Source organism: Paracoccus sp. T5 (genome assembly GCF_048538155.2).
Lineage (GTDB): Bacteria > Pseudomonadota > Alphaproteobacteria > Rhodobacterales > Rhodobacteraceae > Paracoccus.
Genome location: NZ_CM135809.1, coordinates 3,035,001 through 3,060,878, shown reverse-complemented (window position 1 = coordinate 3,060,878; position 25,878 = coordinate 3,035,001). Strand labels below are relative to the sequence as shown.

Annotated in this window: 22 protein-coding genes, 1 tRNA gene and 1 pseudogene; 6 read left to right on the top strand and 18 right to left on the bottom strand. The window is 66.7% G+C overall.

Going from position 1 to position 25,878, the window contains the following annotated elements:
* The first annotated feature begins 109 nt into the window (after positions 1-109).
* Positions 110-3,460 (top strand): calcium-binding protein, encoded by a 3,351-nt coding sequence (locus ACNR9W_RS15115; RefSeq protein WP_419268386.1) that lies wholly within the window; start codon positions 110-112, stop codon positions 3,458-3,460.
* Here the strand turns inward: ACNR9W_RS15115 and queG are convergent.
* From queG to ACNR9W_RS15095, 4 genes are all read right to left on the bottom strand, one after another.
* Positions 3,457-4,434, bottom strand: a complete 978-nt coding sequence (gene queG / locus ACNR9W_RS15110; RefSeq protein WP_458478744.1) for a tRNA epoxyqueuosine(34) reductase QueG — start codon at positions 4,432-4,434, stop codon at positions 3,457-3,459. The two genes, ACNR9W_RS15115 and queG, sit on opposite strands and share 4 nt — an antisense overlap.
* A gap of 109 nt (positions 4,435-4,543) precedes the next feature.
* Positions 4,544-5,230, bottom strand: a complete 687-nt coding sequence (fzlA, locus tag ACNR9W_RS15105; RefSeq protein WP_419268385.1) for an FtsZ-binding protein FzlA — start codon at positions 5,228-5,230, stop codon at positions 4,544-4,546.
* Between the two features lie 79 nt (positions 5,231-5,309).
* Positions 5,310-6,032: a monofunctional biosynthetic peptidoglycan transglycosylase gene (gene mtgA / locus ACNR9W_RS15100; RefSeq protein WP_419268384.1), complete on the bottom strand. Its 723-nt coding sequence runs from the start codon at positions 6,030-6,032 to the stop codon at positions 5,310-5,312.
* A 53-nt stretch (positions 6,033-6,085) separates the two neighbouring features.
* Positions 6,086-7,051, bottom strand: coding sequence for a hypothetical protein (locus ACNR9W_RS15095; RefSeq protein ID WP_419268383.1), 966 nt, complete (start codon positions 7,049-7,051; stop codon positions 6,086-6,088).
* Between the two features lie 255 nt (positions 7,052-7,306).
* Here ACNR9W_RS15095 and ACNR9W_RS15090 point away from each other — a divergent pair, with 255 nt between their 5' ends.
* A complete protein-coding gene (locus tag ACNR9W_RS15090) occupies positions 7,307-8,455 on the top strand; it encodes an acyltransferase family protein (protein WP_419268382.1) in 1,149 nt (382 codons plus the stop codon).
* A 68-nt stretch (positions 8,456-8,523) separates the two neighbouring features.
* On the opposite strand, the gene gltB is transcribed toward ACNR9W_RS15090, so the two are convergent.
* From gltB to ACNR9W_RS15065, 5 genes are all read right to left on the bottom strand, one after another.
* On the bottom strand, positions 8,524-13,062 hold the full coding sequence (gene gltB / locus ACNR9W_RS15085; protein ID WP_419268381.1) for a glutamate synthase large subunit: 4,539 nt from the start codon (positions 13,060-13,062) through the stop codon (positions 8,524-8,526).
* Positions 13,059-13,868, bottom strand: coding sequence for a hypothetical protein (locus tag ACNR9W_RS15080; protein WP_419268380.1), 810 nt, complete (start codon positions 13,866-13,868; stop codon positions 13,059-13,061). Before ACNR9W_RS15080 ends, gltB begins: the two co-directional genes overlap by 4 nt.
* Positions 13,869-13,880: 12 nt before the next feature.
* Positions 13,881-15,377: an NAD(P)-dependent oxidoreductase gene (locus ACNR9W_RS15075; RefSeq protein ID WP_419268378.1), complete on the bottom strand. Its 1,497-nt coding sequence runs from the start codon at positions 15,375-15,377 to the stop codon at positions 13,881-13,883.
* Positions 15,378-15,527: 150 nt separating this feature from the next.
* On the bottom strand, positions 15,528-16,331 hold the full coding sequence (locus ACNR9W_RS15070) for an undecaprenyl-diphosphate phosphatase (RefSeq protein WP_419268377.1): 804 nt from the start codon (positions 16,329-16,331) through the stop codon (positions 15,528-15,530).
* Positions 16,332-17,318, bottom strand: coding sequence for a complex I NDUFA9 subunit family protein (locus tag ACNR9W_RS15065; protein WP_419268376.1), 987 nt, complete (start codon positions 17,316-17,318; stop codon positions 16,332-16,334).
* Positions 17,319-17,522: 204 nt separating this feature from the next.
* Here ACNR9W_RS15065 and ACNR9W_RS15060 point away from each other — a divergent pair.
* Positions 17,523-17,607 (top strand) — tRNA-Leu (locus tag ACNR9W_RS15060).
* Between the two features lie 75 nt (positions 17,608-17,682).
* Here ACNR9W_RS15060 and ACNR9W_RS15055 read toward each other — a convergent pair.
* On the bottom strand, positions 17,683-17,841 hold the full coding sequence (locus tag ACNR9W_RS15055) for a hypothetical protein (protein WP_419268375.1): 159 nt from the start codon (positions 17,839-17,841) through the stop codon (positions 17,683-17,685).
* 162 nt (positions 17,842-18,003) lie between these two features.
* Here ACNR9W_RS15055 and ACNR9W_RS15050 point away from each other — a divergent pair, with 162 nt between their 5' ends.
* The gene (locus ACNR9W_RS15050; protein ID WP_419268374.1) at positions 18,004-18,750 is read left to right on the top strand and encodes a flavodoxin family protein; all 747 of its coding nucleotides are present in this window, start codon (positions 18,004-18,006) and stop codon (positions 18,748-18,750) included.
* A gap of 27 nt (positions 18,751-18,777) precedes the next feature.
* Here ACNR9W_RS15050 and ACNR9W_RS15045 read toward each other — a convergent pair whose 3' ends face one another.
* Entirely contained in the window at positions 18,778-19,017 is a 240-nt protein-coding gene (locus tag ACNR9W_RS15045; RefSeq protein ID WP_419268373.1) for a transposase, read from the bottom strand.
* Positions 18,947-19,096, bottom strand: a pseudogene (locus tag ACNR9W_RS15040) (hypothetical protein); the annotation flags it as partial. The pseudogene ACNR9W_RS15040 and the gene ACNR9W_RS15045, both read right to left, overlap by 71 nt.
* A gap of 316 nt (positions 19,097-19,412) precedes the next feature.
* Here ACNR9W_RS15040 and ACNR9W_RS15035 point away from each other — a divergent pair.
* Positions 19,413-20,195 (top strand): SDR family oxidoreductase, encoded by a 783-nt coding sequence (locus ACNR9W_RS15035; RefSeq protein WP_419268372.1) that lies wholly within the window; start codon positions 19,413-19,415, stop codon positions 20,193-20,195.
* A 290-nt stretch (positions 20,196-20,485) separates the two neighbouring features.
* Here ACNR9W_RS15035 and ACNR9W_RS15030 read toward each other — a convergent pair whose 3' ends face one another.
* From ACNR9W_RS15030 to ACNR9W_RS15005, 6 genes are all read right to left on the bottom strand, one after another.
* On the bottom strand, positions 20,486-21,205 hold the full coding sequence (locus ACNR9W_RS15030) for a sulfate/molybdate ABC transporter ATP-binding protein (RefSeq protein WP_419268371.1): 720 nt from the start codon (positions 21,203-21,205) through the stop codon (positions 20,486-20,488).
* Between the two features lie 9 nt (positions 21,206-21,214).
* Entirely contained in the window at positions 21,215-22,108 is an 894-nt protein-coding gene (gene cysW / locus ACNR9W_RS15025; protein WP_419268369.1) for a sulfate ABC transporter permease subunit CysW, read from the bottom strand.
* A complete protein-coding gene (gene cysT, locus ACNR9W_RS15020) occupies positions 22,101-22,943 on the bottom strand; it encodes a sulfate ABC transporter permease subunit CysT (protein WP_419268368.1) in 843 nt (280 codons plus the stop codon). Before cysT ends, cysW begins: the two co-directional genes overlap by 8 nt.
* On the bottom strand, positions 22,943-23,917 hold the full coding sequence (locus ACNR9W_RS15015) for a sulfate ABC transporter substrate-binding protein (RefSeq protein ID WP_419268366.1): 975 nt from the start codon (positions 23,915-23,917) through the stop codon (positions 22,943-22,945). The genes cysT and ACNR9W_RS15015 overlap by 1 nt, the downstream gene beginning before the upstream one ends.
* A gap of 158 nt (positions 23,918-24,075) precedes the next feature.
* Complete coding sequence (locus ACNR9W_RS15010) at positions 24,076-24,303, bottom strand: hypothetical protein (RefSeq protein ID WP_419268365.1); 228 nt, start codon at positions 24,301-24,303, stop codon at positions 24,076-24,078.
* 235 nt (positions 24,304-24,538) lie between these two features.
* Positions 24,539-24,991, bottom strand: coding sequence for an RrF2 family transcriptional regulator (locus tag ACNR9W_RS15005; RefSeq protein ID WP_419268364.1), 453 nt, complete (start codon positions 24,989-24,991; stop codon positions 24,539-24,541).
* A 191-nt stretch (positions 24,992-25,182) separates the two neighbouring features.
* Between ACNR9W_RS15005 and ACNR9W_RS15000 the strand changes: the two genes are divergently transcribed.
* On the top strand, positions 25,183-25,665 hold the full coding sequence (locus ACNR9W_RS15000; RefSeq protein ID WP_419268363.1) for an Lrp/AsnC family transcriptional regulator: 483 nt from the start codon (positions 25,183-25,185) through the stop codon (positions 25,663-25,665).
* Positions 25,666-25,878: the final 213 nt, after the last annotated feature.

The window sequence follows — 25,878 nt, the reverse complement described above, 5'->3', positions numbered from 1 at the left end:
TTTGCCTAAAATGCGGCTCAAGCAGTGGCTGGTCAGCGGGCGCCGTTAAGACCATCTTCAGACTTGCCCCCTGTCACCCGCCCTCCGCGGCTGCCCAATCAGAAACCCCATGATCGTGTATCGCCACGTGACCACCTTTGGTGTCACGCAACAACGCTGGCTGTCCAAGATCACCGATCTCGAGGTTGTCGAGGCCGGGGGGCGGGCGGTGCTGGTCGCGGCGACCCATATCGGCGGCGGCGTCAGCAGCTATGCCCTGGGGGATGCCGACACGCCGATGACCGCGCTGCGGACAAGGGCCTATCTTGACAGCCAGGGCTACCAGGGTCCGCCCGAGATCACGCATCTGACCCTGGACGGGCGCAGCACGATCCACGTGGGCCAGCTAGGCGGGGCCGCCGCCCTGGGCATCGACCTGCGCGTCGACAACGGCGCCCTGGCCCCCTTCGACAGCCTGTTCGGTCCCGGACTGGGCACGCGCATCACCGCCCTGGGCCAGGTCCAGACCGCCCAGGGCCCGGTCATCTATTCCGCGCAGGCCGGCAGCCTGCAGCTGCAAAGTCACCGGCTGCAGGCCGATGGCAGCCTGGTCCAGGCAGGCCAGGCCATCCTGCCCGTCCCCGAGGGCACCAGCGGCGCCAGCCTGGACAAGATCATCCAGCTGACGGTGGACGGCCAGCGGGTGCTGGTGGCGATCTCGGGGCTTGGCAACTTCATCTCGACCCACCTGATGACCGACAGCGGCTGGCTGGGACCGGGGGCGGTCCACCTCGCGGGGCAGGGATCGGGATATGACCTGCCCTCTGATGTCGAGGCGGTGCAGTTCGGGGGCGCCAGCTTTGTCATCCTGGCGGGCAGCGGTTCCAGTTCGCTGACCGTGTTCCGGGTGAGCGCGGCGGGCAATCTGACGACCGTCGATCATGTCATCGACGAGGCCACGACACGCTTTCGCGCCGCCACCGCGCTGGAGACGGCCGTGGTGAACAGCCGCGCCTTCGTCTTTGCCGGCGGCGCGGATGACGGCATCACGGTCTTCACCATGACGCCCGACGGCCGGCTGGTGCACCTGCTGACCATCGCCGACACGGATGCCATGACCCTGGCCGATGTCAGCGACATCGAGGCCAGGGTGCAGGACGGCGTGATCACCCTCTTTGTCAGCTCTTCGACCGAGACGGGGGTGACGCAGCTGGTCTTCGACCCCGGCCAGATCGGCATGACGGCCATGGCCGGCACGGGCACGATGCGCGGCGGCGCGGGCAATGACATGCTGCGGGCGGGGGCCGGCACCACGCGGCTGGAGGGCGGGGCCGGCAACGACATCCTGATCGCCGGCGACAGCCCTGTCACGCTGTCGGGGGGCGAGGGTGGCGACATCTTCCTCCCATCGCGCGGGGCGGGGCGCATCACCATCCTCGACTATGACCATGGCGTCGACCGGCTGGACATGTCGATGCTGGGCAACATCCGCAGCATCTGGCAGCTGCGCTTCATCCCCACCAGCAACGGCGTCATGATCATCTATGGCGAGACGATCCTGGACATCTACAGCCGTGACGGCCGGTCGCTGGATGTGGGCGATTTCAGCAATGCGATGTTTCCGATCGCGCATTACTCGCTGCCCGAGGTGGACCCGATCAGGATCTCGCCCGACAGCACCCCCTCCACCGAGCCGGCCTGGATCTTCGGCGGGGCGGGGGCCGACCGCCTGACCGGGACCGCGCGTCCCGAACTGGTCATGGCCGGCGCGGGCGACGACACCGTCACGGGCGGGGGCGGCAACGACACGCTGCGCGGGGAGGGGGGCAACGACGTCCTGCGCGGCGGCGACGGCAACGACCGGCTCCATGGCGGGCCGGGCCGCGACACGCTGTTCGGCGACGCGGGCAATGACCTGCTGGAGGGCGAGGACGACAACGACCTGCTCTATGGCGACGGGGGTGACGACACGCTGCGCGGCGGTGCGGGCAACGACCTGCTCTATGGGGGTTTGGGCAACGACCGGCTGGACGGCGGCAGCGGCAACGACACCCTGTCGGGAGAGGGGGGCAACGACTGGCTGGAGGACCTGGCCGGCAACAACCGCCTGCTGGGCGGCGAGGGCAACGACACGCTGCTGGCGGGGGGCGGGGCGGATTACCTGGCCGGCGGCGCGGGTCGCGACAGCCTGCGCGGCGGCGCGGGCAATGACACCCTGCTGGGCGAGGACGGGGCGGACACGCTGTGGGGGGACCTGGGCGACGACCTGCTGGACGGGGGCGCCGACAACGACCAGCTTCGCGGCGGCGACGGCAGGGACAGGCTCTATGGCGGCAGCGGCAACGACCTTCTGGACGGCGGCGCCGGGGCGGACCTGCTTCATGGCGACGCGGATGACGACCGCCTGTTCGGGGACCGTGGCAACGACACCCTCCATGGTGGTTTCGGCAACGATCTTCTGTCTGGCGGGGCGGAGAACGACCTCCTCTACGGCAACTCCGGCAGCGATACGCTCTACGCCGGCAGCGGCGACGACTTCCTGTTCGGCGGCTTCGACAACGACACCCTCTACGGAGACGAGGGCAACGACAGCCTTTACGGCGAAATCGGCAACGACCTGCTGTTCGGCGGCCTGGGCGACGATTACCTGTCGGGCGGGCGGGGGCATGACACGCTCTACGGCGGCGACGGCAATGACCGGCTGATCGCGCTGCACGGCAACAACCGCCTTTATGGAGAGGCCGGCAACGACCGTCTGATCGGGGGTTCGGGCCGCGACCGGCTGTCGGGGGGCGATGGCTGGGACCGGCTTTACGGCAACGACAGCAACGACATGCTGAGCGGCGGCCGGGGCAATGACCGTCTCTATGGCGGGGCGGGCGACGACGTGCTCATCGGCGGCTCGGGCAACGACCTTCTCTATGGCGGCACCGGCAATGACCGGCTCAGCAGCCGGTCGGGCCGAAACGCGATCTATGGAGAGGGAGGCAACGACCACCTGACCGGCGGGTCCGACAGCGACACCCTGTCGGGCGGGCGCGGTCACGACCGGTTGGAAGGGGGCAAGGGCAATGACAGGCTGTCGGGCGGGACGGGCAATGACCGCATCTGGGGCGGGTGGGGCAATGACATGCTGAACGGCGGGCCCGGCGATGACCTGCTGGTCGGCGGCTGGGGCGCCGACCGGATGCAGGGCGGCACCGGCCGCGACATCTTTCGCTTTCAGTCCGGGCGGGACAGCCGCATGGGCGCGTCGGACCTGATCCTCGACTTCACCCGCGGGCAGGACCGGCTGGACCTGGATGCGCTGAACGTCAGCTATGTCGGCCGGGGCGGGCATTCCGGCGCGCGCTCGGTCCGGTGGGACCATGTCGGCGACCAGACCCATGTTTTCGTGGACCTGGACGGCGACCGTCAGTCCGACATGCTGATCCGTCTCGACGGCACGCTGAAACTGTGGGGAAGCGACTTCCTGCTCTAGCCGGCCAGCCGGGCCAAGGCCCAGGCTGCGGCCTCGGCAACGGTCGGGTCGGGGTCGCCGCGCAGCCCCGCCGCCACGCCGGCAAGGCTTGGATCGCCCGAATTGCCGATCGCGTAAAGCACGTTGCGCACAAAGCGGTCCCGACCGATCCGCTTGATGGGCGAGCCGGAAAACCGCGCCCGGAACCCCGCATCGTCCAAGGCCGCCAGCTCCGCCAGCGGCGGCGCCCCGATGATCCCGCGATAGCGCATCTCGGACCCAGCCTGGGCGAACTTGTTCCAGGGACAGACCGCCAGGCAATCGTCGCAGCCATAGATCCGGTTGCCCATCAGCGCGCGCAACTCCGGCTCCACCGGTCCCTTGTGCTCGATCGTCAGATAAGAGATGCAGCGCCGCGCATCCAGCTGATAGGGCGCGGGAAATGCCCCCGTCGGACAGGCGTCCAGACAGGCCCGGCAGGACCCGCAATGGCTGACCTGCGGGCTGTCTTCGGGCAGCGGCATGGTGGTGAAGATCGCACCCAGAAAGAACCAGCTGCCCAGGTCGCGCGACAGCAGGTTGGTGTGCTTGCCCTGCCAGCCCAGGCCCGCCGCCTGCGCCAGGGGCTTTTCCATCACCGGCGCGGTGTCGACAAAGACCTTGATCTGGTGCCCGGCCTCCGGTGCGGTTTCCAGCAGCCAGCGCCCCAGGCGCTTCAGCCGCTTCTTGACCAGGTCGTGGTAATCGCGCCCCTGCGCATAGACGCTGACGGCGGCATGGTCGCGCCGCTCCAGCACCTCCAGCGGATCGCCTTCGGGCGTGTACAGCTCGGCCAGCATCACCACCGACCGCGCCTCGGGCCACAGGGCCGCCGGATCGCCCCGCCAGCCCATGCGCTCGGCCATCCAGCCCATCTGCCCGTGCCGCCCCTCGGCAACAAAGGCCTCCAGCCGCGCGGACAGCTCGGGCACGCCCTCGGGCCGCATCACCCCCATGCCGGCAAAGCCGACCGCGCGGGCCTCCTCGGCCAGCTCGGACTTCTTCGTGGCCCAAATCCCCCCGGGGGGATCGCCACCAGGCGACGGGGGACTGGCCCCCCCGCCCTCAGCCGAAGTCAAGCTCGGCATAATGCGGCGCCGGCTGGATGCCCGGCATCTGGTCGGCCAGCACCGACCGGAAGGCCGGGCGCGACTTGATCGTCGCATACCAGTCGCGCAGCATCTCCGACCGGTCCCAGTCCACATCCGAGATGTAGTCCAGGCAGGAAAAATGCGCCGCGGCGGTGAAGTCGGCCAGGCTCAGCGTGTTGCCCGCCAGCCAGCGGCGCGTCTCCAGCAGCGTGCCCAGATAGTCGATATGCTCCTTGATGGCGCGCAGCCCGTCCTTGACCACCCGGCTGTCGGGATAGCCGGTGCGGGTGATCTTCTTCCACACCCGTTCGTTCATGATCGGCTGCGTCACCTCGGCGTGGAACTTGTCGTCGAACCAGGTGCAAAGCCTGCGCACCTCGTGCCGCTCCAGGGGTGTCTGCGGCATCAGCGACGGTGAGGGCACCGCTTCGTCCAGGTATTCGACGATGGCCTGGCTCTCGGCCAGCATGTTGCCGCGATAGCGCAGCACCGGCAGCTTGCCGGCCGGGTTGCGCCGCTTGAGGTCGGGCGGCCCCTCCCAATAGCGTTCCTCGACCAGCTCGACCTCGATCTTCTTCTCGGCCAGCACCAGCCGCACCTTGCGGCAAAACGGGGACAGCGCGGTGTGGTACAGTCGCGTGGTCTGCGTGTTCGTGTTCATGGACTGCTCGAGACCCTTTTATTTTTGTCGCAACCCCTGCTTGATACGCCTCGCCCCCCGGGCTTTCAACAGCGCGGGCCTATTCGAAGCAGGCCGCGCGCCCATCCCGCGCAATCGTGGCCGCCCCGTCGGCGATTGCCCGCGACCGCCGGGACGCGGCGCCGGGGCTGCGGGTTCTGGGCGACGGCAGCACCGCCGCCAGCCGCGCGGCCTGGACGGGAGTCAGGCGGTCCGGGGTGGTGCCAAAGAACTCGCGCGCCGCCGCGCCCACGCCAAAGATACCCGGCCCGAATTCCGCCACGTTCAGATAGACCTCAAGGATGCGCCGCTTGGACCACAGCGCCTCGATCACCGGGGTCAGCGCGGTTTCAACCGCCTTGCGGCCCCAGCTGCGCGTCTGCCACAGATAGGCGTTCTTGGCGGTCTGCTGGGTCAGGGTCGAGGCCCCGCGGCCCGATCCCGAGGCCACGACCTTGCGGATCTCGGCCATGTCGAAGCCCCAGTGCAGGCAGAAATTCGCATCCTCCGCCGCCACGACCGAGCGGCGCATGACCGGCGCGATCTCCTTCAGCGGCACCCAGTCCCGCGACACCAGCTCGTGCTCGCGCGCAGCGCCCAGCATGGTCCAGGTCAGGGGCGGGTTCACGACCGCATAGATCGTCACCGACCCCGCCATCACCAGCGCCGCCCGCAGCAGCACGAAGCGCAGCCAGAACAGCAGCCACCCCCGCCACGGCAGGTGGGCCGGGACGGCCGGGGCATCGTCCACGGGGGGACGTCGGGTCAGAAGGCGCAGGATCATGGCCGCATGTCTCATGGCCCGCGCCGCTGCGTCAAGCGCGCGCCGGCGCCCCCTCAGGGCAGCCGCGAGGCGAAGACGTTCCAGTCGAAGCCGGACCGCGCGATCAGCCCCTTCATGTAATCCGACACAAGCCATTCGCGCCGGGGGGCGGGACAGCGGGCCAACTGCGCCATGCACAGCGCGATCACGTCGCGATGCCGCTCCTGCGCGATGAACAACAGCAGCAGGTTTTCCAGCGCCGTCCGGTTCAGGCGGATCTCCAGCGACCGCAGCATCTGGGCCTCCGCCTCGGCCAGCTCTCCCAGCTGCCGCAGGTGCCGGCCGCGTTCGCAGTGATAGATGTGGCAGCCCTCGGTCCTCAGCTGGATCTCGGGGACCCGGCCCCTGACGAATATCCCGCGCGTCAGCTTGCCCAGCTGCCCATTGGCCTGGATCGTCTCCAGCACGGCATGCCCGGCATAGGGATATTCCACGACCTGCGCCTGCGGATAGGCGGGGCACACGCAGCGCTCCAGAAAGATCATGTCCTCGCGGCTGTGGGGATCGATCAGGATGATGGGCGGCTTTGACGACAGCGGCGTCTCGCTGATCTCGACATGCCGGAACGCCAGCCCCGCAAAGCGATCCGACCCGATGCTGGGATGGGCGCTGTTCTTGGGGGCCGAGGCGACGATTCGCGCATCGATGCAGCCGCCATAGTAAAGCGCGGCATAGGCCCCCAGGCTGGCGCCATAGGCAAAGACGTTCCGGCCGGCCGTGACCGGGGCGACGGCTGCGTGAAAATCCGCGACGCTCAGCCCCTGATACTGGGATTCCTTCTTTTGCGAGACATAGATGTTGTCAAAGCCCAGCTTCAGCGCGAAATCAGTGCCAAAGCCCTTTTCTTGGATCCCGAACGAGATGTTGTCGAAGGTTACCATCACCCCCCGCGACGGTTCGGCGCGGGGGTGGAGGGTGATCGCATACCAGTCGCTTCGCGCCAGGACCCGGGGCGCGCTGTCAGTGTCGGAATCGCTCATCTTACCCTGCCACGAAGGACCGCCTTGGATGGGGCAGCCGGCCGGTCCCATCCTGCCCACAGATGATCACCTGCGCTCCGGTTTCACAACCCGCGGGCGACGCCTGCCGTGCCCGATCGCCCATGGCACGGCGCAATGGAATTGACCGGTCGGTGGCCCCGACTGTAACAATGGGGGCAGTAAATATGCCGACCCGCCTGGTCACCGGCTGCCCCGGATCAGGCCAATGTCGCACCAGATAAGGGTCCTGCTGCGATGTCGGCACATGAACGCTATCTGTCACAGCGCCATTTCGGCTCGCTCGACGGGCTCCGGTGCCTCTGCATCGCGGCGGTCCTGTGGCACCACAGCCCCAGCCGGGAACTGGCCGGCGGGCTGCCGCTGGCGGATCGCGGCTTTGTCGGCGTCGATTTCTTCTTCGTCCTCAGCGGCTTTCTGATCACGACGCTGCTTGTGCGCGAACGCGACCGGACCGGGCGGATCTCGCTGGCGGGTTTCTACTGGCGGCGGGCGCTGCGGATCCTGCCGGCCTATCTGCTACTGGTGACGGCGGTGTCCTCCTACTGGATCCTGCACAAGGGCCAGGACCAGCTGATCGGGCTGCTGCCCTATTACTACCTCTTCCAGGCCAATTTCCTGCAGGAGCATGTGCCCCTGCTCTCGGTCACCTGGTCCTTGTCGATCGAGGAGCAATACTACCTGATCTGGCCCCTGCTTCTGGTGCTGCTGCCGGCGCTGGCGGCGCCGCGCATGGCGGTGCTGGCGGCGGGCATCGCGATCTGCCTGGCGGCCATGCTGGGCCTGGCACAGCTGCTGGACCTGCCCCGGCTGGCCACGGCCCATGCGGTCTATGCGCTGCCGGGCATGTCCTACGCGGCCATCCTGTCGGGATCACTGCTGGCTGTCCTGCTGCATGATCCGCGCGGCTTCCGGGCGCTGGCGAGCCTCTGCGCCTGGCGTCCCGCACCCTTGGTCCTGCTGGCGCTGCTGCTGGTCTACCTGCAGGGGGCACCGGTGGACCTGCGCGGCTGGCCGACGGTGGGGATGAACCTGCTGATGGCGCTGTGCGTCGCCTCGCTGGTCATGCGCGAGGATCATCTGGCGCGCCCCCTGATGCGCTGGCGCCCCGTCGCCCGGATGGGAGAGATCAGCTATGGCATCTATCTCTATCACCTGATCGGGCTGCATGTGGCCCATCTGCTGGCGCCCAGGCTGGGCATGGCCGAAGCCGCGCAGGGCTGGCTGGTGAACGCGCTTTACATCGGGCTGTCGGTCCTGATGGCCGAGGCCAGCTTCCGCTGGTTCGAACGCCGGTTCCTGACCTGGAAGCATCCTGCCGCGACCGGGATGGCCGGGACCGCGGGCCTGTCGCCGCCGCCCGCACCGTCGCGTCGCGAAACGTAACCCGCCGCCACGGCAGAAACCGCCCCGGCAGAAAGGGAAACGGCCCCGCAGGGGGGCCGCTTGCTGTCTTACTCGGCCGGAACAGCGCTGGGCGCCTCGACCGCCGCGATGGGATGGGGCAGGTGGGCCAGCATCTCCTTGGGGCAGACCTGCAGGAAGTTCACCTTCTCGCGGTCCCAGTTCGACAGGATCTCGTCGGCGCGCCGCGAGCCGGTCTCGCGCAGGTGGCGCTCGATCAGGCCCTTTAGCTGGCCCTCCCAATGGTCCTGCGTGACCGCGCAGGTCACCAGCGTCTCGGCATTGATGTAATCGCGCGCCAGACCCTCGGGATCATAGAGATAGGCCATGCCCCCCGTCATGCCGGCGCCAAAGTTCGCGCCGATCCGTCCCAGGATCACCGCCACGCCGCCGGTCATGTATTCGCAGCCGTTGCTGCCGCAGCCCTCGATCACCACCGTGGCGCCGCTGTTGCGGACGCCGAACCGCTCGCCCGCGCGGCCTGCGGCGAACAGATAGCCGTTGGTCGCGCCGTAAAGGACGGTGTTGCCGATGATCGTGTTGTCGGCCGCGACCAGCGGGCTGGCCATCGGCGGACGCACCACGATGGTGCCGCCCGACAGGCCCTTGCCCACATAGTCGTTGGCATCGCCCGAAACCTCGATCTTCAGCCCCGGTGCCGCGAATGCGCCAAGCGACTGCCCCGCGCTGCCGGTCAGGCGGACCGTCAGGTGGTCGGGCTGCAGGTTGTTCCGCATCCCGAACTTCTGCACGATCATGCTGGACGTCCGCGTGCCGACGGTCCGCTGCGTGTTCCGGACCGCATAGGACAGCTGCATCTTTTCGCCATCCTCGAAGAAGCGGGCGGCGTCCTTGACGATTTCCGCGTCCAGCGTGTCCAGCACCGCGTTGCGCGGCTTGGTGCGGTCATAGACGATCTTGTCCGCGCCATCGACGGTGATCAGCAGCGGGTTCAGGTCCAGGTCGTCCAGGTTCGCGGCACCCCGGCTGACCTGGGTCAGCAGGTCGGCGCGGCCGATGATCTCGTCCACGGAGCGCGCCCCGATCGAGGCCAGGATCTCGCGCACCTCCTGCGCATAGAAGGTGATCAGGTTCACCACCTTGTCCGCCGATCCGGTGAACATCGCGCGCAGCTTTTCATCCTGGGTGCAGACGCCCACCGGGCAGGTGTTCGACTGGCACTGACGGACCATGATGCAGCCCATGGCGATCAGGGCGGCGGTGCCGATGCCGTATTCCTCGGCCCCCATCATCGCCGCCATGACGATGTCACGGCCCGTGCGCAGACCGCCGTCGGTGCGCAGCGTCACCCGCTCGCGCAGGCGGTTCATGGCCAGGACCTGATGCGCCTCGGTCAGGCCCATCTCCCAGGGCAGGCCCGCGAACTTGATGGACGTGGCGGGCGATGCGCCGGTGCCGCCGTTGTGGCCCGAAATCAGGATCACGTCGGCCTTGGCCTTGGCCACGCCCGCCGCGATCGTGCCGACGCCCGAGGATGCCACCAGCTTCACGGTGATCTTGGCGCGCGGGTTGATCTGCTTGAGGTCGTAGATCAGCTGCGCCAGGTCCTCGATGCTGTAGATATCGTGGTGCGGCGGAGGCGAAATCAGCGTCACGCCCGGCGTCGAATGACGCAGCCGCGCGATCAGCTGGGTGACCTTCATGCCGGGCAGCTGGCCGCCCTCGCCGGGTTTCGCTCCTTGCGCGACCTTGATCTCCAGTTCCTCGCAGGCGTTCAGGTATTCGGCGGTGACGCCGAACCGGCCGGACGCCACCTGCTTGATCTTGGCGCAAGGGTTGTCGCCGTTCGGCAGCGGATGGCTGTGCGCCGGATCCTCACCGCCCTCGCCGCTGTCGGACTTGGCGCCGATGCGGTTCATCGCGATGTTCAGCGTCATATGCGCCTCGGGCGACAGCGCCCCCAGCGACATCCCCGGCGTGACAAAGCGCTTGCGGATCGAGGTGATCGATTCGACCTCCTCGATCGGCACGGCCTTGCCCAGGGGCTTGATGTCCAGCAGATCGCGGATGTGGATCGGCGGGTTCGCCCGGATCGTCGCGCTGAACTGCTTCCAGACGTCATAGGAGGCCTTTTCGCAGGCCACCTGCAGCAGCTTCATGGTGTTGGCTTCCCAGGCATGCTTCTCGCCCGAGCGGCGCAGCTTGTAGAAGCCGCCAACCGGCAGCAACTCCACGGTCTCGGAATGGAAGGCGACCTGGTGCAGCCGCTCCAGCTTGCCCTGCAGCCCGTGCAGGCCGATGCCCGAGATGCGCGACTGCATGCCGGGGAAATATTCCGCGACCATGGCGCGCGACAGGCCCACCGCTTCGAAGTTCAGGCCGCCCCGATAGGAGGACAGGACCGAGATCCCCATCTTGGCCATGATCTTCAGCAGGCCGGCGTCGATGGCGTCGCGATAGCGGCGCATGTTCTCGATCAGCGTGCCGGTCAGCAGCCCGCGCTCGATCCGGTCGCTGATCGAATCCTGCGCCAGATAGGGGTTCACGGTCGTGGCCCCGCAGCCGATCAGCACCGCGAAATAATGCGGGTCGATGCATTCGGCCGCCCGCACGTTGACGCTGCAGAAGGTCCGCAGCCCCTTGCGGGTCAGCCAGCTGTGCACCGCGCTGGTGGCCAGGATCATCGGCATGGCGACGCGGTCGCGGCCCTGGCCGTCATCGGTCAGGATCAGGTGGCCGGCGCCGCTCCGCACGGCATCCTCGGCCTCGGCACGGATCCGCGCCAGGCCCTCGCCCAGGGCATCCGGGCCGGCATCGTCGGGGAAGGTGCAGTCGATGACCGTCACCGCCTCGCCGAACATCTTCATCATCTCGGCGAATTCGCCATTGGCGACAAAGGGGCTCTCCAGCACCAGGATCTCGGTCTGGGCGCTCGATTCGTCCAGCACGTTCTTCAGGTTGCCGAACCGCGTCTTCAGCGACATCACCCGCGTCTCGCGCAGGCTGTCGATCGGCGGGTTGGTCACCTGGCTGAAGTTCTGGCGGAAGAAGTGGCTCATCGGCCGGTACTGGTTCGACAGGACCGCGGGCGGCGTGTCGTCGCCCATGGACGCGATGCCTTCCTTGCCGTCCTCGGCCATGGGGGCCAGGACATGCTCCAGCTCTTCCAGGGTGAAACCGGCGGCCGTCTGGCGGCGGCGCAGCTCGTCCCCTTCGAAGCGCACCGATTCGGGCAGGTCGCGCATGATGTGGTTCAGGTCGACGACCTTCTCGATCCACTCGCCAAAGGGCTGGCTGCCGGCCAGCCGGTCCTTGATCTCGGTGTCGTGGTAGAGCTTGCCCTCCCACATGTCGACGGCGATCATCTGGCCCGGCCCAAGCGCGCCCTTTTCGCGGACATTGGTCTCGTTCACCGGCACCATGCCGACCTCGGACCCGGCGATGACCAGGTTGTCGCCCGTCACGATATAGCGCATCGGCCGCAGCCCGTTGCGGTCCAGCCCGCCGCAGACCCACCGGCCGTCGGTCATGGCCAGCGCGGCAGGCCCGTCCCAGGGCTCCATCACGGCATTGCAATAGGCGTACATGTCCGCCCAGGCCTTGGGCATGTCGGTGGTCGACTTGGACCAGCTTTCCGGGACCAGCATCGTCTTGGTCATCGGCGCGCTGCGCCCCGAGCGCACCAGAACCTCGAAGACCGCATCCAGCGCCGCCGAATCCGACGACCCGGCGGGCACGATCGGCTTGATGTCCTCGGCCGCGTCGCCGAAGGCCGAGGATGCCATGCGGATCTCGTGGCTGCGCAGCCAGTTCAGGTTGCCCTTCAGCGTGTTGATCTCGCCGTTATGGGCCAGCATGCGGAAGGGCTGGGCCAGCCACCACTGCGGGAAGGTGTTGGTGGAATAGCGCTGGTGATAGATAGCAAAGGCGCTCTCGAAGCGGTCGTCCTTCAGGTCGGGATAGAATTCCGCCACCTGCTCGGCCAGCATCATGCCCTTGTAGATGATCGACCGGCAGGACAGCGAACAGAAATACAGGTCGCGCACCTGGGCTGCGACCGCGGCCTTCTCGATGCGGCGGCGGATGATGTACAGCTCGCGCTCGAACCGGACCTGGTCGATGTCCTTCTCGCAGCGGATCAGGATCTGCTCGATCTCGGGGCGGGTGGCATTGGCCTTTTCGCCCAGCACGGCGGTGTTCACCGGAACATGGCGCCAGCCATAGATGTAATGGCCCATCCGCAGGACCTCGGACTCGACGATGGTCCGGCAGGCCTCCTGGGCGGCAAAATTGGTGCGCGGCAGAAAGACCTGGCCCACGGCGATCAGCTTGCCCTGGTCGGGCTCGTGCCCGGTGCGGCGGATCTGGTCATAGAAGAAGGGGACGGGGATCTGCACATGGATGCCCGCGCCGTCGCCGGTCTTGCCGTCGGCATCCACTGCGCCGCGGTGCCAGATTGCCTTCAGCGCGTCGATGCCGTGCTGCACGACCCGGCGGCTGGCCTTGCCGTCCAGGTCCACCACGAAGCCGACGCCGCAGGAGGAATGCTCGTCCTCTTCGCGATACAGGCTGTGCTTGTCCATCCAGGCACGGCGGGCTTCTTCTTCAGCTTGCCAATCCATGGTCATGATGCGGCCCTTTCCTGCAGGATCTGCGTCAGCAATTGATCGCAGTCGAATTGTGGGGTGGTGCTGCCGAAACCGGCCTCGCCGTCAAAGCTGAACAGCACGGGGCTGTCATTCGTCTCGCGCCGCGCGCCGGTCCAGTCGGTGGTCGTCTCGACCCCGCCGTAGAAGCGGCCGAACTCGCGGCTGATATACTGGCTGCCCTTGCGCTCGATCAGGACCTCGCCGCCCTCGGTGCGGGTGGTCAGTTCGAACCGGGTTCGCTCCAGCGTCTGGCCGTCGACCTCGACCGTCTCGCCGGTCAGGATGTCAAAGCCCTTCTGGTGCAGCCGCTCGCCGGTGCTGGACAGCGTCCAGAAGTCGAAGTCGTCGCGCCCCGTCTCCAGCAGGTCGCTGAAGCTGGCATGGTCCCGGGCCTCCTCGACCAGCGTGTCGCTGAGGCCGGCCATCGGGCTCTGGCTTTCGATCCAGCGGGTTTCCTCGTCGATGGTGGACAGGTGGAACAGCCCGTCCTGGCCAAAGACGGCGCTGCGCTGCCAGCCCTCGGGATCGGCCTCGCAGCGATAGTACTGGCTGACGGTGCAGCCGCGGTTCTGGACGGTGACCTCCAGCCGGCAGCCGCCGGGCGGGGTAAAGCTCGCGGCCTCGCCGGGGCGGGCGGTCAGGGTCCAGCCGGCGGTCAGCAGCGACAAGGTCAGCATGGCCGACGTGATGGCGCGGCTGCTCTGCGGCCCGCGAACGGCTGCGGCAGGCAGCGCACGTTGCCGGTGTACGCCCTGTGCACGCCCTGTGATCGGGTTGTGCCTCATCGGTGCGGCCCCTTATTCGGCGGCGATGCGGGCATCGCCCGTCAGGAAGGTGGCGATCGATTCGGCCGCCTCGCGCCCGTCGCGGATCGCCCAGACCACTAGGCTGGCGCCGCGCACGATGTCGCCCACCGCAAAGACGCCCGGCAGCGAGGTCTGGTGCGTCTGGAAGTTCGCCTTGATGGTGCCCCAGCGCGTGACCTCCAGCCCGTCCACGCCCCACAGCTTGGGCAGGTCCTCGGGCTCGAAGCCCAGGGCCTTGATGACCAGGTCGGCGGGCTCGTCGTAATCGGCGCCCTCGATCAGCTCGGGCGACTGGCGGCCGCTGACATCGGGCTGGCCCAGCCGCATCTTCTGGATGCTGACCGAGGCGATCTGGGTGACGGCGCGCACCGGCCCGTCCACGTCGACCTCCTGCTGGGCGGCAAAGTCGCCGGTCACGTGGCCAATGAACTTGGCGGGGCCGGAAAGCCACACAAATTCAACGCCCTCTTCCTCGGCGTTCTGGACCTCCCGCTGGCTGCCCGGCATGTTGGCGCGGTCGCGGCGATAAAGGCACTTGACCGATTGCGCGCCCTGGCGGATCGCCGTGCGCACGCAGTCCATCGCCGTGTCGCCGCCGCCGATGACGACCACGCGCTTGCCCGCGGCGTTCAACTCGCCATCCTCGAAATCGGGAACCTCGTCGCCCAGGTCGATCTTGTTGCTGGCGGTCAGATAGTCGATGGCCCGCACCACGCCCCCGGCATCGGCATTGTCGATGTCCAGGTCGCGGGTCTTGTAGACGCCCGTGGCGATCAGCACCGCGTCATGCTTGCCGCGGATCGCGTCAAAGCTGATATCCTCGCCCACGTTGCAGTTCAGGACGAACTCGACCCCGCCATCGGCCAGCCACTGGTTGCGGCGCATGACGACGTCCTTTTCCAGCTTGAAGCCGGGGATGCCATAGGTCATCAGCCCGCCCGCCCGGTCATAGCGGTCATAGACGGTGACCTGGAATCCCTGCCGGCGCAGCATGTCCGCGGCCGCCAGCCCGCCGGGGCCGGCGCCGATGATGCCGACCGATTCGGCGCGTTCATGTGCGGGGCTGGCCGGCTTGACCCAGCCCTGTTCCCACGCCGTGTCGTTGATGTATTTCTCGATCGCGCCGATGGTGACGGTCTCGTGGCCCGACTGCTCGATCACGCAATTGCCTTCGCACAGCCGGTCCTGCGGGCAGATGCGGCCGCAGATCTCGGGGAAGGTATTGGTCAGCTGGCTGACCTGATAGGCCTCGTGCAGGCGCCCCTCGGCGGTCAGGCGCAGCCAGTCGGGGATGTTGTTGTGCAGCGGGCAATGCGACTGGCAGTAGGGGACGCCGCACTGGCTGCAGCGCCCGGCCTGCTCGGCCGCCTTCTGGTCCGCGAACTGGCGATAGATCTCGTGGAAGTCCTCGCTGCGTTCCGCGGCCGAGCGTTTCTCGGGCATCTCGCGCGGGGTCGAGACGAACTTGAGCATCTTCTGCGTGGCCATGGCTGCGCTACCTTCCCTGAAAGGACTTCCGCACACCCAATAAACCAAGGACATTCCGATGAAAAGTCAGTACTGCTGACCTAATAGCAAGTTTTTCGCCTCTCACGCGATGAATTTTTGGCCTGCAGCCAGTAAATCGGTCAGCATAGCTTACTTAAATGCCATAAGTGACAGTAAAACAAGGCTTCCGACCGTAATGCGCCACCAAGCGAACAGCGCGTAACCGTGCTGCGACACATATCCCAGCAACCAGCGCACCACGATGACGGCCGTGATCAGGGCGAAGATGAAGCCGATGACGATATTGCCCCAGGCTCCTCCGTCCAGGATGCCCTGATTCTTGTAGAGGTCATAGGCAAAGGCCCCCATCATCGTCGGCATCGCCAGGAAGAACGAGAATTCCGCCGCCGAGCGCTTGTCCGCCCCCAGAAGCAGCGCCCCCACGATCGTCGCGCCCGAGCGCGAGACGCCGGGGATCATCGCCAGGCACTGGATGAAGCCGATCTTGATCGCCATCGACAGCGGAAATTCCTCTGCCCGGTGATAGGCGGGCGTGGCGGTCCGGCGGTCGGCCCACAGCAGCACCAGGCCGCCGACGATCAGCATGACTGCGATCAGGATCGGCGTCTCGAACAGCACCGTCTTGATGAAGTCATGCGCCAGGACGCCGATCACCACCGCCGGCGCGAAGGCCAGAATGACAGCCGCGATAAAGCGGCGGGCGACCGGGTCGTTCGGCGCGGTTGTCAGGATCTGCCAGATCCGGCTGGCATAGACGCCCAGCACCGCCCCGATCGCGCCGAGCTGGATCATCACCTCGAAGGCGTGGCCCGGCGACTGGAAGCCCAGGAAATGGCCGGCCAGCAGCACATGGCCCGTCGATGACACCGGGATGAACTCGGTCAGGCCTTCCAGGATTCCCAGAAGGGCCGCGACGATCGTGTTGTGTTCCATTCAGTGACCGCGGAGGTTCTTTGCCGATTTCTTGATCGCGTCATACTGGCCCGACGGGCGGAAGCGCCACAGATAGTCGTCCAGAACCGCACTGGCCGCAGTCGGCTGGATGCCCAAGTCCTTGAAGCCGCGCGCCTTGGGGTCGACCACGTTGTCGCGGCGCAGCAGCGCCAGCTGGTCCCGGCTCAGCGCGCTGTTGGTGAACAGCCCGCCGGTCAAAGTCTGCACCAGGTCCAGTGCCGAGGCCCCCAGGCGCGCGACGCCGAAGGGCAGGTTGACGACCGCCTTGCGCCGGTGGGTCGAGGCCAGCACTTGGTCCACGATCTGGCGCATGGTCAGGATCTCGGGTCCGCCCAGCTCGTAGATGCCCGGCTCGGCCGTGCCATCGGCGCCCTTGACGGCGGCCATCGCGACATCCTCGACATAGACGGGCTGCATCCGGGTGCGCCCGCCCACGATCGGCAGGATCGGTCCCATCCGGGTCATCCCGGCAAAGCGGTTGTAGAAATTGTCGTCGGGCCCGAAGATGACCGAGGGCCGCAGCACGACAGCGTCGGGGCGATGGGCCAGGACGGCCGCCTCGCCGCGCGACTTGGCGGCGATGTAGTTGCTGCGCGATTTGGTGTCGATGCCCAGGCCCGAGATGTGGACGATGCGCGCCACGCCCAGTTCGGCCGACAGGCGGGCGATGTGTTCGGCGCCTTCCTCGAAGACCGTCTTGAAGGTGCTCTTGCCCTGCGGGCTCAGGATGTTGACGCAATTGACGACGGCATCCGCGCCGGTCATGGCCGCGCGGACCGAGGCCGCGTCGCGGATATTGCACATGACCGGGGCCACCTGGCCCACGACGCCATAGGTGCGGGTGAACAGCGCCTCGTCGGGGCGGCGCACGGCGATCCGCACCCGCCAGCCGTCCTTGGCCATCAGCCGGGCCACATGCCGGCCGACAAAGCCCGAGCCACCAAAGATCGTGACCATTTTCGCCATGGGCGTCTCGCCTCCTTCGTGCCGAAATGTGCCGTGATCCTTACCCAAGCCACAGGTTCCGGGCAAGCCGCAGCAGGGTCGCAGGCCGGCCATCGCAGCCCGCCCGGCCCCTTCGCAGCAAGCTTTTTCAAAAACATTCGAAAAACATCTCGAACCCCATTGACGGCCCCCGCCACTGTCTTTAATCAGCCGCTCACACCACCTGCCCAGGTGGCGGAATTGGTAGACGCGCACGGTTCAGGTCCGTGTGCCGCAAGGCGTGGAGGTTCGAGTCCTCTCCTGGGCACCATAAAAAAACCCCCGGAAACTTCGTGTTTCCGGGGGTTTTTTCATGTCGTCGGGGTGCGGGCGCCGGGATTTCCCCTCAGGCCCCGCCGATGGGGGTGATGACCTTGCCGGTGCCGCCGCAGTCCGGACACTCCTCTCCCTCGATGCGGCCGCTGCCGTTGCACTTGCGGCAGACATTCTCGCCGGCTCCGGGCTGTCCGCCCGGCAGGGTGTCGGGATTTTCATTGTCGGTCATGGTCTGGCTCCTCTGGCAGATGCTTGGGCTCAGGGGCTCAACCTGATGCGCTGCCGGATGTTCCCGCAGCGCCCGCAAGCGCGCTTGCACGATGCCCCGGACATGCGCACCATGCCGGCGTCAGGACAGTTCCGGCGCCGCCGGGCATGGGGGAGGGTGACAATGACGCTGAACGACACGCAGGAGGCGCTGTGCGCCAAGGCGCCGGCCGATTTCTCGGACCTGTCGGCGGTGATCCTGAACTGCACGCTGAAGCGGGCCGACACGCCCTCTCATACCGCAAGGCTGCTGTCGGTCCCGGCCGAGATCATGCGCCGCAACGGCATCGCGGTCGAGGAGATCCGCCCGGTGACCCTGCCGATCGCCTTCGGCGTACAGCCCGACATGCGCGAACAGGGCTGGCCGCAGGATGCCTGGCCCGAACTGTGGCAGAAGATTGCGGCCGCCCAGATCCTGATCATCGGCACGCCGATCTGGCTGGGCGAGGAAAGCTCGGTCTGCCGCCTGATGATCGAGCGGCTCTACGGCATGTCCGCCCTGCTGAACGACAAGGGCCAGAGCATCTTCTATGGCAAGGTCGGAGGCGCGGTGATCACCGGAAACGAGGATGGCATCAAGCATTGCGGGATGACCATCCTCTATGCGCTGCAGCACCTGGGATACACGATCCCGCCACAGGCCGACTGCGGATGGATCGGCGAGGCAGGGCCCGGCCCCAGCTATGGCGACGACGGCGCGGGGATCGAAAACGACTTCACCCAACGCAACACCACGATCATGACCTGGAACCTGATGCACATGGCGCGGATGCTGAAGGAGGCGAGCGGGCTGCCCAATCACGGCAACGACCGCAAGGCCTGGGCAGCCGGCTGCCGCTTCGACTATGAGAACCCGGAGCATCGCGCCTGAGCGGCAAACTACTCATTAGGGTCTGTCCTAAAGACTCCAGATCCAGAAGATGACGATTGCGGCGGGGATGATGGCATTGAGGAAGATGTCTCCGCAGCATTCGTAACCCGTGGCGATGCCGCGCCAGTCCTTCAGGCGGCCAAAGGGGTTCTCGATCCGGTGGCGCTTGCGGGAGAGGCGCTTGTTGCAAGAGGCCGGTTTCTTGCGGGGCGGGATGCAGGGACGGATGCCACGTTGCCTCAGGCCATCGCGCAGCCAGTTCGGCATCATACGCTCTGTCTCTGAGGAAGTGTTTGGCGGTAGGCAGGTGGCGCAAAAGCACGAGGGCGCCACGCCTGTCAGCCATCTGGCCCGGCGAGAGAAGGAAGTCCAGCGGCCGGCCCTTGCCGTCGCGGACATGTGCAGCTTGGAATTCAGGCCGCCTTTCGCTCAGCCAGAAGTATCGCCTGTCTCGTTTGTCCATGACCAGCGTGAACCACTCAACCCGCCGGCCTGCAACAGAAAACGCCATCCTCGACCATGGCGTGCGCCGCCCACAGGTCCGTGACATCTGGGCGGAGGGAGCGACATGGACAAGCGACACCGGTAGCCCGACCAGCTAACTGTCTGGAATAGCTGCCCGACGGGGCGCTGTTTTAGTCTCATCTGTCTTGAGGATATTCATGGCCAGACTTTTTGGAAAGACCGCACTGGTGACCGGCGCGGCAAGCGGTATCGGCGCAGCCATTGCAAAAGCCTTCGCTGCCGAAGGCGCTCATGTGATCGTTGCCGAGATTGACGTTGAGGGAGGCAAGGCTGTCGCCGATGCCGTAGGCGGAAACTTTGTTCGAATGGACGTGGCGAGCGAGGGCGACTGGACCGCGATTGCTGAACGATTTCCCACACTCGATGTGCTTGTGAACAATGCGGGGATCACGGGCCTCGAAGGTGTTCCGCCCGCGCACGATCCAGAGAATGCACAGCTCGCGGACTGGCAGGCCGTGCATTCGGTGAATCTGGACGGCACCTTTCTCGGGTGCCGGTATGCTATCCGGGCCATGCGCGCCAACGGATCGGGTTCCATCATCAACATCTCGTCCCGGTCGGGGCTGGTCGGCATCCCGATGGCAGCGGCCTATGCCTCGTCCAAGGCCGCCATCCGCAACCATACCAAGACCGTGGCGCTCTACTGTGCCGGGCAGGGCCTGAACATCCGCTGCAATTCCATCCATCCTGCTGCGGTGATGACGCCCATGTGGGAACCGATGCTGGGTAGCGGGCCCAACCGTGCGGCGCGGGAAGCTGCAATGGTGGCAGACACGCCGATGCGGAGGTTCGGCAGACCGGAAGAGGTGGCCGCCCTTGCCGTTCTCCTCGCCTCTGATGAAGCAGCTTATATGACCGGGGCGGAACTGACGATCGACGGGGGCATCCTTGCAGGGTCATCGGCGGCGCCAGGGAACTGAAAGAGCCGGGGCGGCGGTGTTTTTGCCGCCGCGTTTTTTCAAAAGGAATGGTGGGTTTGTCCCGCAAAAACGAGCGGACCAGGACCACGGCCTTGGAGCCTGCCTGACGGGGCCGAGTGTACGTGACCCGATCTCCGCGATGAGGACGGCCGTGTCGAACTACTCTCACGGCCTCGATGCGGACGGCGCCCCTCGAGCGCGCCGTCGCCCGCAGGGGCGCTTCTCCCAGAGCAACGGCCGCTTACATTAAGCGCGAGGATCGCCGGAGGGACCACCCCAATCTCATCCTGTCACGCCCCGATGAAGTCGCGGACGAACGGTGTTGCGGGTCGGGCGCGAATGTCGGCAGGCCTACCGATCTGCTCGATGCGGCCCATGGACATGACCACGACCAGGTCGGCCAGTTCCATCGCCTCGTCCTGATCGTGGGTGACGAAGACCGTGGTGAGGCCAGTCTCGTCATGAATGTCGCGGAGGCCCTGACGCAGCTCCTTGCGGACCTTGGCATCCAGCGCGCCAAAGGGCTCGTCCAGCAACAGCATTCGCGGCTCGATCGCCAGGGCGCGAGCCAGGGCCACGCGCTGGCGCTGGCCTCCAGACAGCTGGGTGGGATAGCGCCCGGCGATCTGGGGCAGTTGGATCAGGTCCAGCAGCTTCAGGACACGGCGGTCGATCTCGGCCTTGGTCGGGCGCGCGGCGCGGGGTCGGGCGCGCAGGCCATAGGCGATGTTCTCGAACACCGTCATGTGGCGGAAGAGCGCGTAGGACTGGAAGACGAAGCCCGCGCGGCGGTCCTGGACCGTCAGGCCGGTCGCGTCGTGGCCGTTGAACAGCACCCGCCCCGATGTCGGAAATTCCAGCCCGCCCAGGATGCGCAGCAGCGTGGTCTTGCCCGACCCGGACGGCCCCAGAAGCGCCACCAGCGCTCCCGAGGGAATGGACAGCGACACCGGGTGCAGCGCGGTGGTGGTGCCGAATTCCTTGGCGATCCCGTCAATGTCAATATGCATGGCAATCCCTCAATGGCGGCGGGTGGCGGCAAGCTGGTCCGCATGGCGCAGCTCCAGCACGGTTTTCAGCATCAGGGTGATCAGGGCCAGCCCGGTCAGCAGCGCGGCCATGGAGAAGGCCGCGACCGACAGGTATTCGTTGTAGAACATCTCGATGGTGATCGGCATGGTGGCGGTCTGGCCGCGGATCTTGCCGGATACGACGGCGACAGCTCCGAACTCGCCCATCGCGCGGGCGGTGCACAGCAGCGTGCCGTAGAGCAGCGCCCACCGGATGTTCGGCAGCGTCACCGTGCGGAAGACCCGCCAGCCCGAGGCGCCGAGGGTCAGCGCGGCCTCTTCCTCGGCGCGGCCCTGCTCGATCATCACGGGGATCAACTCGCGCGCCACGAAGGGAAAGGTCACGAAGACGGTGGCCAGCACGATGCCGGGGACGGCGAAGACGACGGGATAGCCACTTGCGACAAGCCAGCCGCCCATCGCCGAGTTGGCCCCGAAAAGCAGCACGATGCAAAGGCCGGCGACAACGGGGCTGACGCTGAACGGCAGGTCGATCAGCGTGATGAGGAACGCCTTGCCGCGGAAGTCGAACTTGGTGATGAACCAGGCCGCCGCGATGCCGAAGACCGCGTTCATCGGCACGGCGATGGCGGTGATCAGCAAGGTCAGCCGGATTGCAGCCAAGGCGTCGCGGCTTTGCAGACTGGCGACGGCGGCGCCCCAGCCCCGCACCAGCGCCTCGGCGAAGACGGCGGCCAGCGGCGCGCCGACCAGCAGCAGCAGGCCACCCACGGCGATGGCAACCAGGGCGATGCGGGTCGGTGGGCTTTCCTCGGTCGGGCGGCGGAAGGGGCGCGTGGGGGCGGGTGCCGTCCGCGGCAGGGGCAGGCTGACGTCAGACATGACCGATTCTCCGGCGGGACCAGATCTGGATGAGGTTGATCGCAAGCAGCATGGCAAAGCTGATGACCAGCATGGCGATGCCGATCGCGGCGGCGGCGTCGTAGTTGTATTCCTCCAGCTGGATCACGATCAGCAGGGGGGCGATTTCGGTCCGCAGCGGGATGTTCCCGGCGATGAAGATGACCGATCCGTATTCCCCCACCGCGCGGGCCAGCGACAGCGCGAAGCCGGTCAAGGCCGCAGGCATCAGCATGGGCGCGATCACGTGGCGCAGGGTGTGCAGGCGCGAGGCGCCAAGCGTGGCCGAGGCTTCCTCGACCTCGGTCTCGATCTCCTCGATCACCGGCTGGACGGTGCGGGTCACGAAGGGCAGGCCCACGAAGACCAGCGCCAGGAAGATGCCCCACTGCGTATAGGCGATCTTCCAGCCAATCTCGGCCGCAAGGCTGCCGAGAGCGCCGTTCGGCGCGTAAAGCGCGGTCAGGGCGATGCCGGCAACCGCCGTCGGCAGTGCGAAGGGCAGATCGACCGCGGCGTCGAGCAGGCGCTTGCCGGGAAAGCGATAGCGGACCAGTACCCAGGCCAGGATGACGCCAAAGACCAGGTTGAACAGTGCCGCCAGGAAGGACAGGCGGAACGACAGCCACAAGGCCGACCAGACCCGGGGGCGGTTCACCACCTCCCAGACATTGCCGGCGCCGAAGCTGGCGCCCTTGGCCAGCAGCGCGCCGACTGGCAGGATCACGACCAGCGACAGCATGAAGAGGGTGATCCCGGCCGAAAGGCCCAAGCCCGGCATCGCCGTGCGCTGGATCAGGGGCGCGCGCGTTGCCATCAGCGTGCCACGTAGATCTGGTCGAAGATGCCGCCGTCGCCGAAATGCTCGGGCTGCAGCTTGGCCCATCCGCCCAAATCGTCGATGGTCACCCGCTCCAGTTCGGGGAAGCGGGCGACATCGTCGGGGTCGGCGGCGCTGGCATCCCATGCCCGATAGTAATGCTTGAAGGCCAGGGCCTGTCCCTCTGGGGAATAGAGATAGTCCAGGTAGGCGTTTGCCAGCTCGCGTTGCGCGTCATTGGCGATATTGCCATCGACCCGCGCCACGGGCGGTTCGGCCAGGATGGACAGGCTGGGCACGACGATGTCGAACTGATCCTCACCCAGCTCGGCCAGCGCCAGATAGGCCTCGTTTTCCCAGGCCAGCAGCACGTCACCGATGCCGCGCTGCGCGAAAGTCGTCGTCGCGCCGCGGGCGCCGGTGTCCAGCACCGGGACATTGGCGAAGAGCTGTCCGACGAATTCCTTCGGATCGCGGCCGTTCTTCTCAGCCCAGGCCCAGGCCGCCAGATAGTTCCAGCGCGCCCCGCCCGACGTCTTGGGGTTCGGGGTGATGACTTCGACGCCTTGCGTTGCCAGATCACCCCAGTCCTGGATGCCCTTGGGGTTGCCGTCCCGGACCAGGAACACGATGGTCGAGGTATAGGGGCTGGAATTGTGCGGAAGCTTGGACTGCCAGTCGGCTGGCAGCTTGCCCGCAGCGGCGATCTGATCGATGTCGCCGGCCAGCGCCAGCGTCACCACCTGCGCGTTCAGCCCGTCGATCACCGACCGCGCCTGCGCGCCGGACCCGCCATGGCTGGTCTCGACCACAGGGGCGTCGTGGCCTTGCGCCTGCCAGTGGGCGGCAAAGGCTTCGTTGAATTCGCGATAGAGCTCACGAGTGGGGTCATAGCTGACGTTCAGCAGGCTTTCCGCATGAGCGGCAGGGGCCAGGAGCAGCAGCGACAGGAGGGCGGGGCGCAAGATCATGAATGTCCTCGTGATGTGCAAAGGTCAGATACCGTTGGGGGTCAGGCGGCCGGTGGTCCACCAGCTCAGCGGAATGCGCGCGGTGTCACGTCCGCCGGGGGCGGCGCCCTGAGGGGGGCTTGCGGGTACGGTGTCTGCGTTGGTCATGGGTTCTCCGTTCAGGCTCGGCGAGCAGGGGCGGTCAATGGCTGAACGTGGGCGTCCCACAGCCGGGACTCGCGCCCAGCCAGCAGTTCGGCCGCGGCACCATGAGGGTCACGGCTCCGCGCGACCAGCGCCGCGCCGTTCGCCCGGTGCAGGCGACCCGTGCGGCGGTCGATCAGCGTGATGGCGCAAAGCGGAGGGCGGGTCCGTGAGGAGATCGTGCCGGTCTGGTGCGGGCTCATCTGTCGTCCTTTCCTGTCGCCAGAGTGGCGTTTCGATGGCTTAATATCGACAGGGAAAGTCGTGTTTAGCAAGGGATATAAATCGGCTGATTTAGTCGTCTAAAGAGAAGATCCTTCTCCGCTCCGCCACCGCCCCATCGGGCACACGCCAAGCTCTGTCCTGCCCTTGCCTGCGGGGTCAGGCCCTGCAGAACCAGGATTTATGGCAATTAAACGCTCTCCGACAGGGCCGCGATCAGGCGCCGGTGACCTGCGCCGCGACCGCCTCTGAGCCCAGCATGTCCGCCAGGCTCAGCGACTCGATCAGGATCAGATAGGACCAGAACACTTCAGAAAACACGCGCCGCAGGCGGCAGCTGGCCTCGTCGGTGCAATCCTCACAGCGCTGGTAGGCGCGCCGCGACAGGCAGGGCAAGGGCGCGATCGGCCCGTCGATCAGCCGCAGAAGTTCGGAGATCGAGACCTCCTCGGGGCGCTTGATCAGCGTGTACCCCCCCGACCGCCCGCGGATCGAGGCCACGACGCCGGCATTGCGCACCTCCAGCAGGATCTGTTCCAAAAACCGTTTGGGCGCGCCGGACCGCTTTGCTATGGCTTCGATGGTCAATGCCCCGGGACGCGGCCTCCGTGCCTCGTCGCCCAGTACGAGAAGGGCCTTCAGCGCGTATTTCATCTTCTGCGTGATCATGGCGCCGCCCTCGGATCCGTTGGTGTCCAGCGGATATAAGGGGGAACGGGCCGCGCGAAAAGAAAAGACGACTCCGCTACGGGGCTTTTATCTGAAAATGTGGAAAGAGGAGTGGGACGCAGTCAAAATAACGACAATGTCGCTAGACTTTGTGTCCTATTGCGGCATGCTGATGTCGAAAGGAATCGCCGATGACCCAGAACCCGCCCTTGGACCTGATCGACCGCAAGATCGTCGCGGCGCTCATGGCTGATGCCACCACTCCGATCACGCAGATTGCCGACAAGGTTGGCCTGTCCCAGACCCCCTGCTGGAAGCGCACCCAGAAGCTGGAGGCCAATGGCGTGCTGACCGGACGCGTGGCCTTGGCCGACCCTACGATGCTGGGTTTCGGACTGACCGTCTTCGTGGGGATCGAGGCACCCGACCACGGCACCGACTGGCGTGAGGTCTTTGCCCGCGCCATCGACGCCCTGCCCGAGGTCATGGAGGCGTGGCGCATGGCCGGCACCATCGACTATCTGCTGCGCGTCGCGGTGCCCGACATGGCCGCCTATGACCGCTTCTACAAGGCGCTGACTGACGCGGTGCCGATCAAGAACGTCACCTCGCAGTTCGCAATGGAACGGCTGCGCCACACCACCGCCTATCCAGTCAACACCCGCGACCGGTAGAATCCCGTTCCCTTCAGGGCGCGGTCTTTGGAACCCACATATACGATCATCATGGTAGTGACGGCGCGTCAGGCGCTTGGGATCGCGCTGCGGGACGGCGAGCCCCACGCGCACCGTCTCGATCCAGTTGTCGACCCGGTAGCAGAGGAGATCGAGGCGCCGGGCGCCCAGACCCTTTTCCTCCAGCGCCGCGCAGAGTTGCGGCACCAGCTT

Coding starts and splice junctions, on each gene's coding strand:
- ACNR9W_RS15095 (WP_419268383.1), bottom strand. CDS start 7,051: ATGAGCGATTCCGACACTGACAGCGCGCCCCGGGTCCTGGCGCGAAGC.
- ACNR9W_RS15070 (WP_419268377.1), bottom strand. CDS start 16,331: ATGGAACACAACACGATCGTCGCGGCCCTTCTGGGAATCCTGGAAGGC.
- cysW (WP_419268369.1), bottom strand. CDS start 22,108: ATGTCTGACGTCAGCCTGCCCCTGCCGCGGACGGCACCCGCCCCCACG.
- ACNR9W_RS15075 (WP_419268378.1), bottom strand. CDS start 15,377: ATGGCCACGCAGAAGATGCTCAAGTTCGTCTCGACCCCGCGCGAGATG.
- ACNR9W_RS15010 (WP_419268365.1), bottom strand. CDS start 24,303: ATGAGCCCGCACCAGACCGGCACGATCTCCTCACGGACCCGCCCTCCG.
- ACNR9W_RS15030 (WP_419268371.1), bottom strand. CDS start 21,205: ATGCATATTGACATTGACGGGATCGCCAAGGAATTCGGCACCACCACC.
- ACNR9W_RS15045 (WP_419268373.1), bottom strand. CDS start 19,017: ATGCCGAACTGGCTGCGCGATGGCCTGAGGCAACGTGGCATCCGTCCC.
- cysT (WP_419268368.1), bottom strand. CDS start 22,943: ATGGCAACGCGCGCGCCCCTGATCCAGCGCACGGCGATGCCGGGCTTG.
- ACNR9W_RS15035 (WP_419268372.1), top strand. CDS start 19,413: ATGGCCAGACTTTTTGGAAAGACCGCACTGGTGACCGGCGCGGCAAGC.
- gltB (WP_419268381.1), bottom strand. CDS start 13,062: ATGACCATGGATTGGCAAGCTGAAGAAGAAGCCCGCCGTGCCTGGATG.
- ACNR9W_RS15080 (WP_419268380.1), bottom strand. CDS start 13,868: ATGAGGCACAACCCGATCACAGGGCGTGCACAGGGCGTACACCGGCAA.
- fzlA (WP_419268385.1), bottom strand. CDS start 5,230: ATGAACACGAACACGCAGACCACGCGACTGTACCACACCGCGCTGTCC.
- ACNR9W_RS15005 (WP_419268364.1), bottom strand. CDS start 24,991: ATGATCACGCAGAAGATGAAATACGCGCTGAAGGCCCTTCTCGTACTG.
- ACNR9W_RS15065 (WP_419268376.1), bottom strand. CDS start 17,318: ATGGCGAAAATGGTCACGATCTTTGGTGGCTCGGGCTTTGTCGGCCGG.
- ACNR9W_RS15000 (WP_419268363.1), top strand. CDS start 25,183: ATGACCCAGAACCCGCCCTTGGACCTGATCGACCGCAAGATCGTCGCG.
- mtgA (WP_419268384.1), bottom strand. CDS start 6,032: ATGATCCTGCGCCTTCTGACCCGACGTCCCCCCGTGGACGATGCCCCG.
- queG (WP_458478744.1), bottom strand. CDS start 4,434: ATGGGGGTGATGCGGCCCGAGGGCGTGCCCGAGCTGTCCGCGCGGCTG.
- ACNR9W_RS15055 (WP_419268375.1), bottom strand. CDS start 17,841: ATGACCGACAATGAAAATCCCGACACCCTGCCGGGCGGACAGCCCGGA.
- ACNR9W_RS15015 (WP_419268366.1), bottom strand. CDS start 23,917: ATGATCTTGCGCCCCGCCCTCCTGTCGCTGCTGCTCCTGGCCCCTGCC.
- ACNR9W_RS15115 (WP_419268386.1), top strand. CDS start 110: ATGATCGTGTATCGCCACGTGACCACCTTTGGTGTCACGCAACAACGC.
- ACNR9W_RS15090 (WP_419268382.1), top strand. CDS start 7,307: ATGTCGGCACATGAACGCTATCTGTCACAGCGCCATTTCGGCTCGCTC.
- ACNR9W_RS15050 (WP_419268374.1), top strand. CDS start 18,004: ATGACGCTGAACGACACGCAGGAGGCGCTGTGCGCCAAGGCGCCGGCC.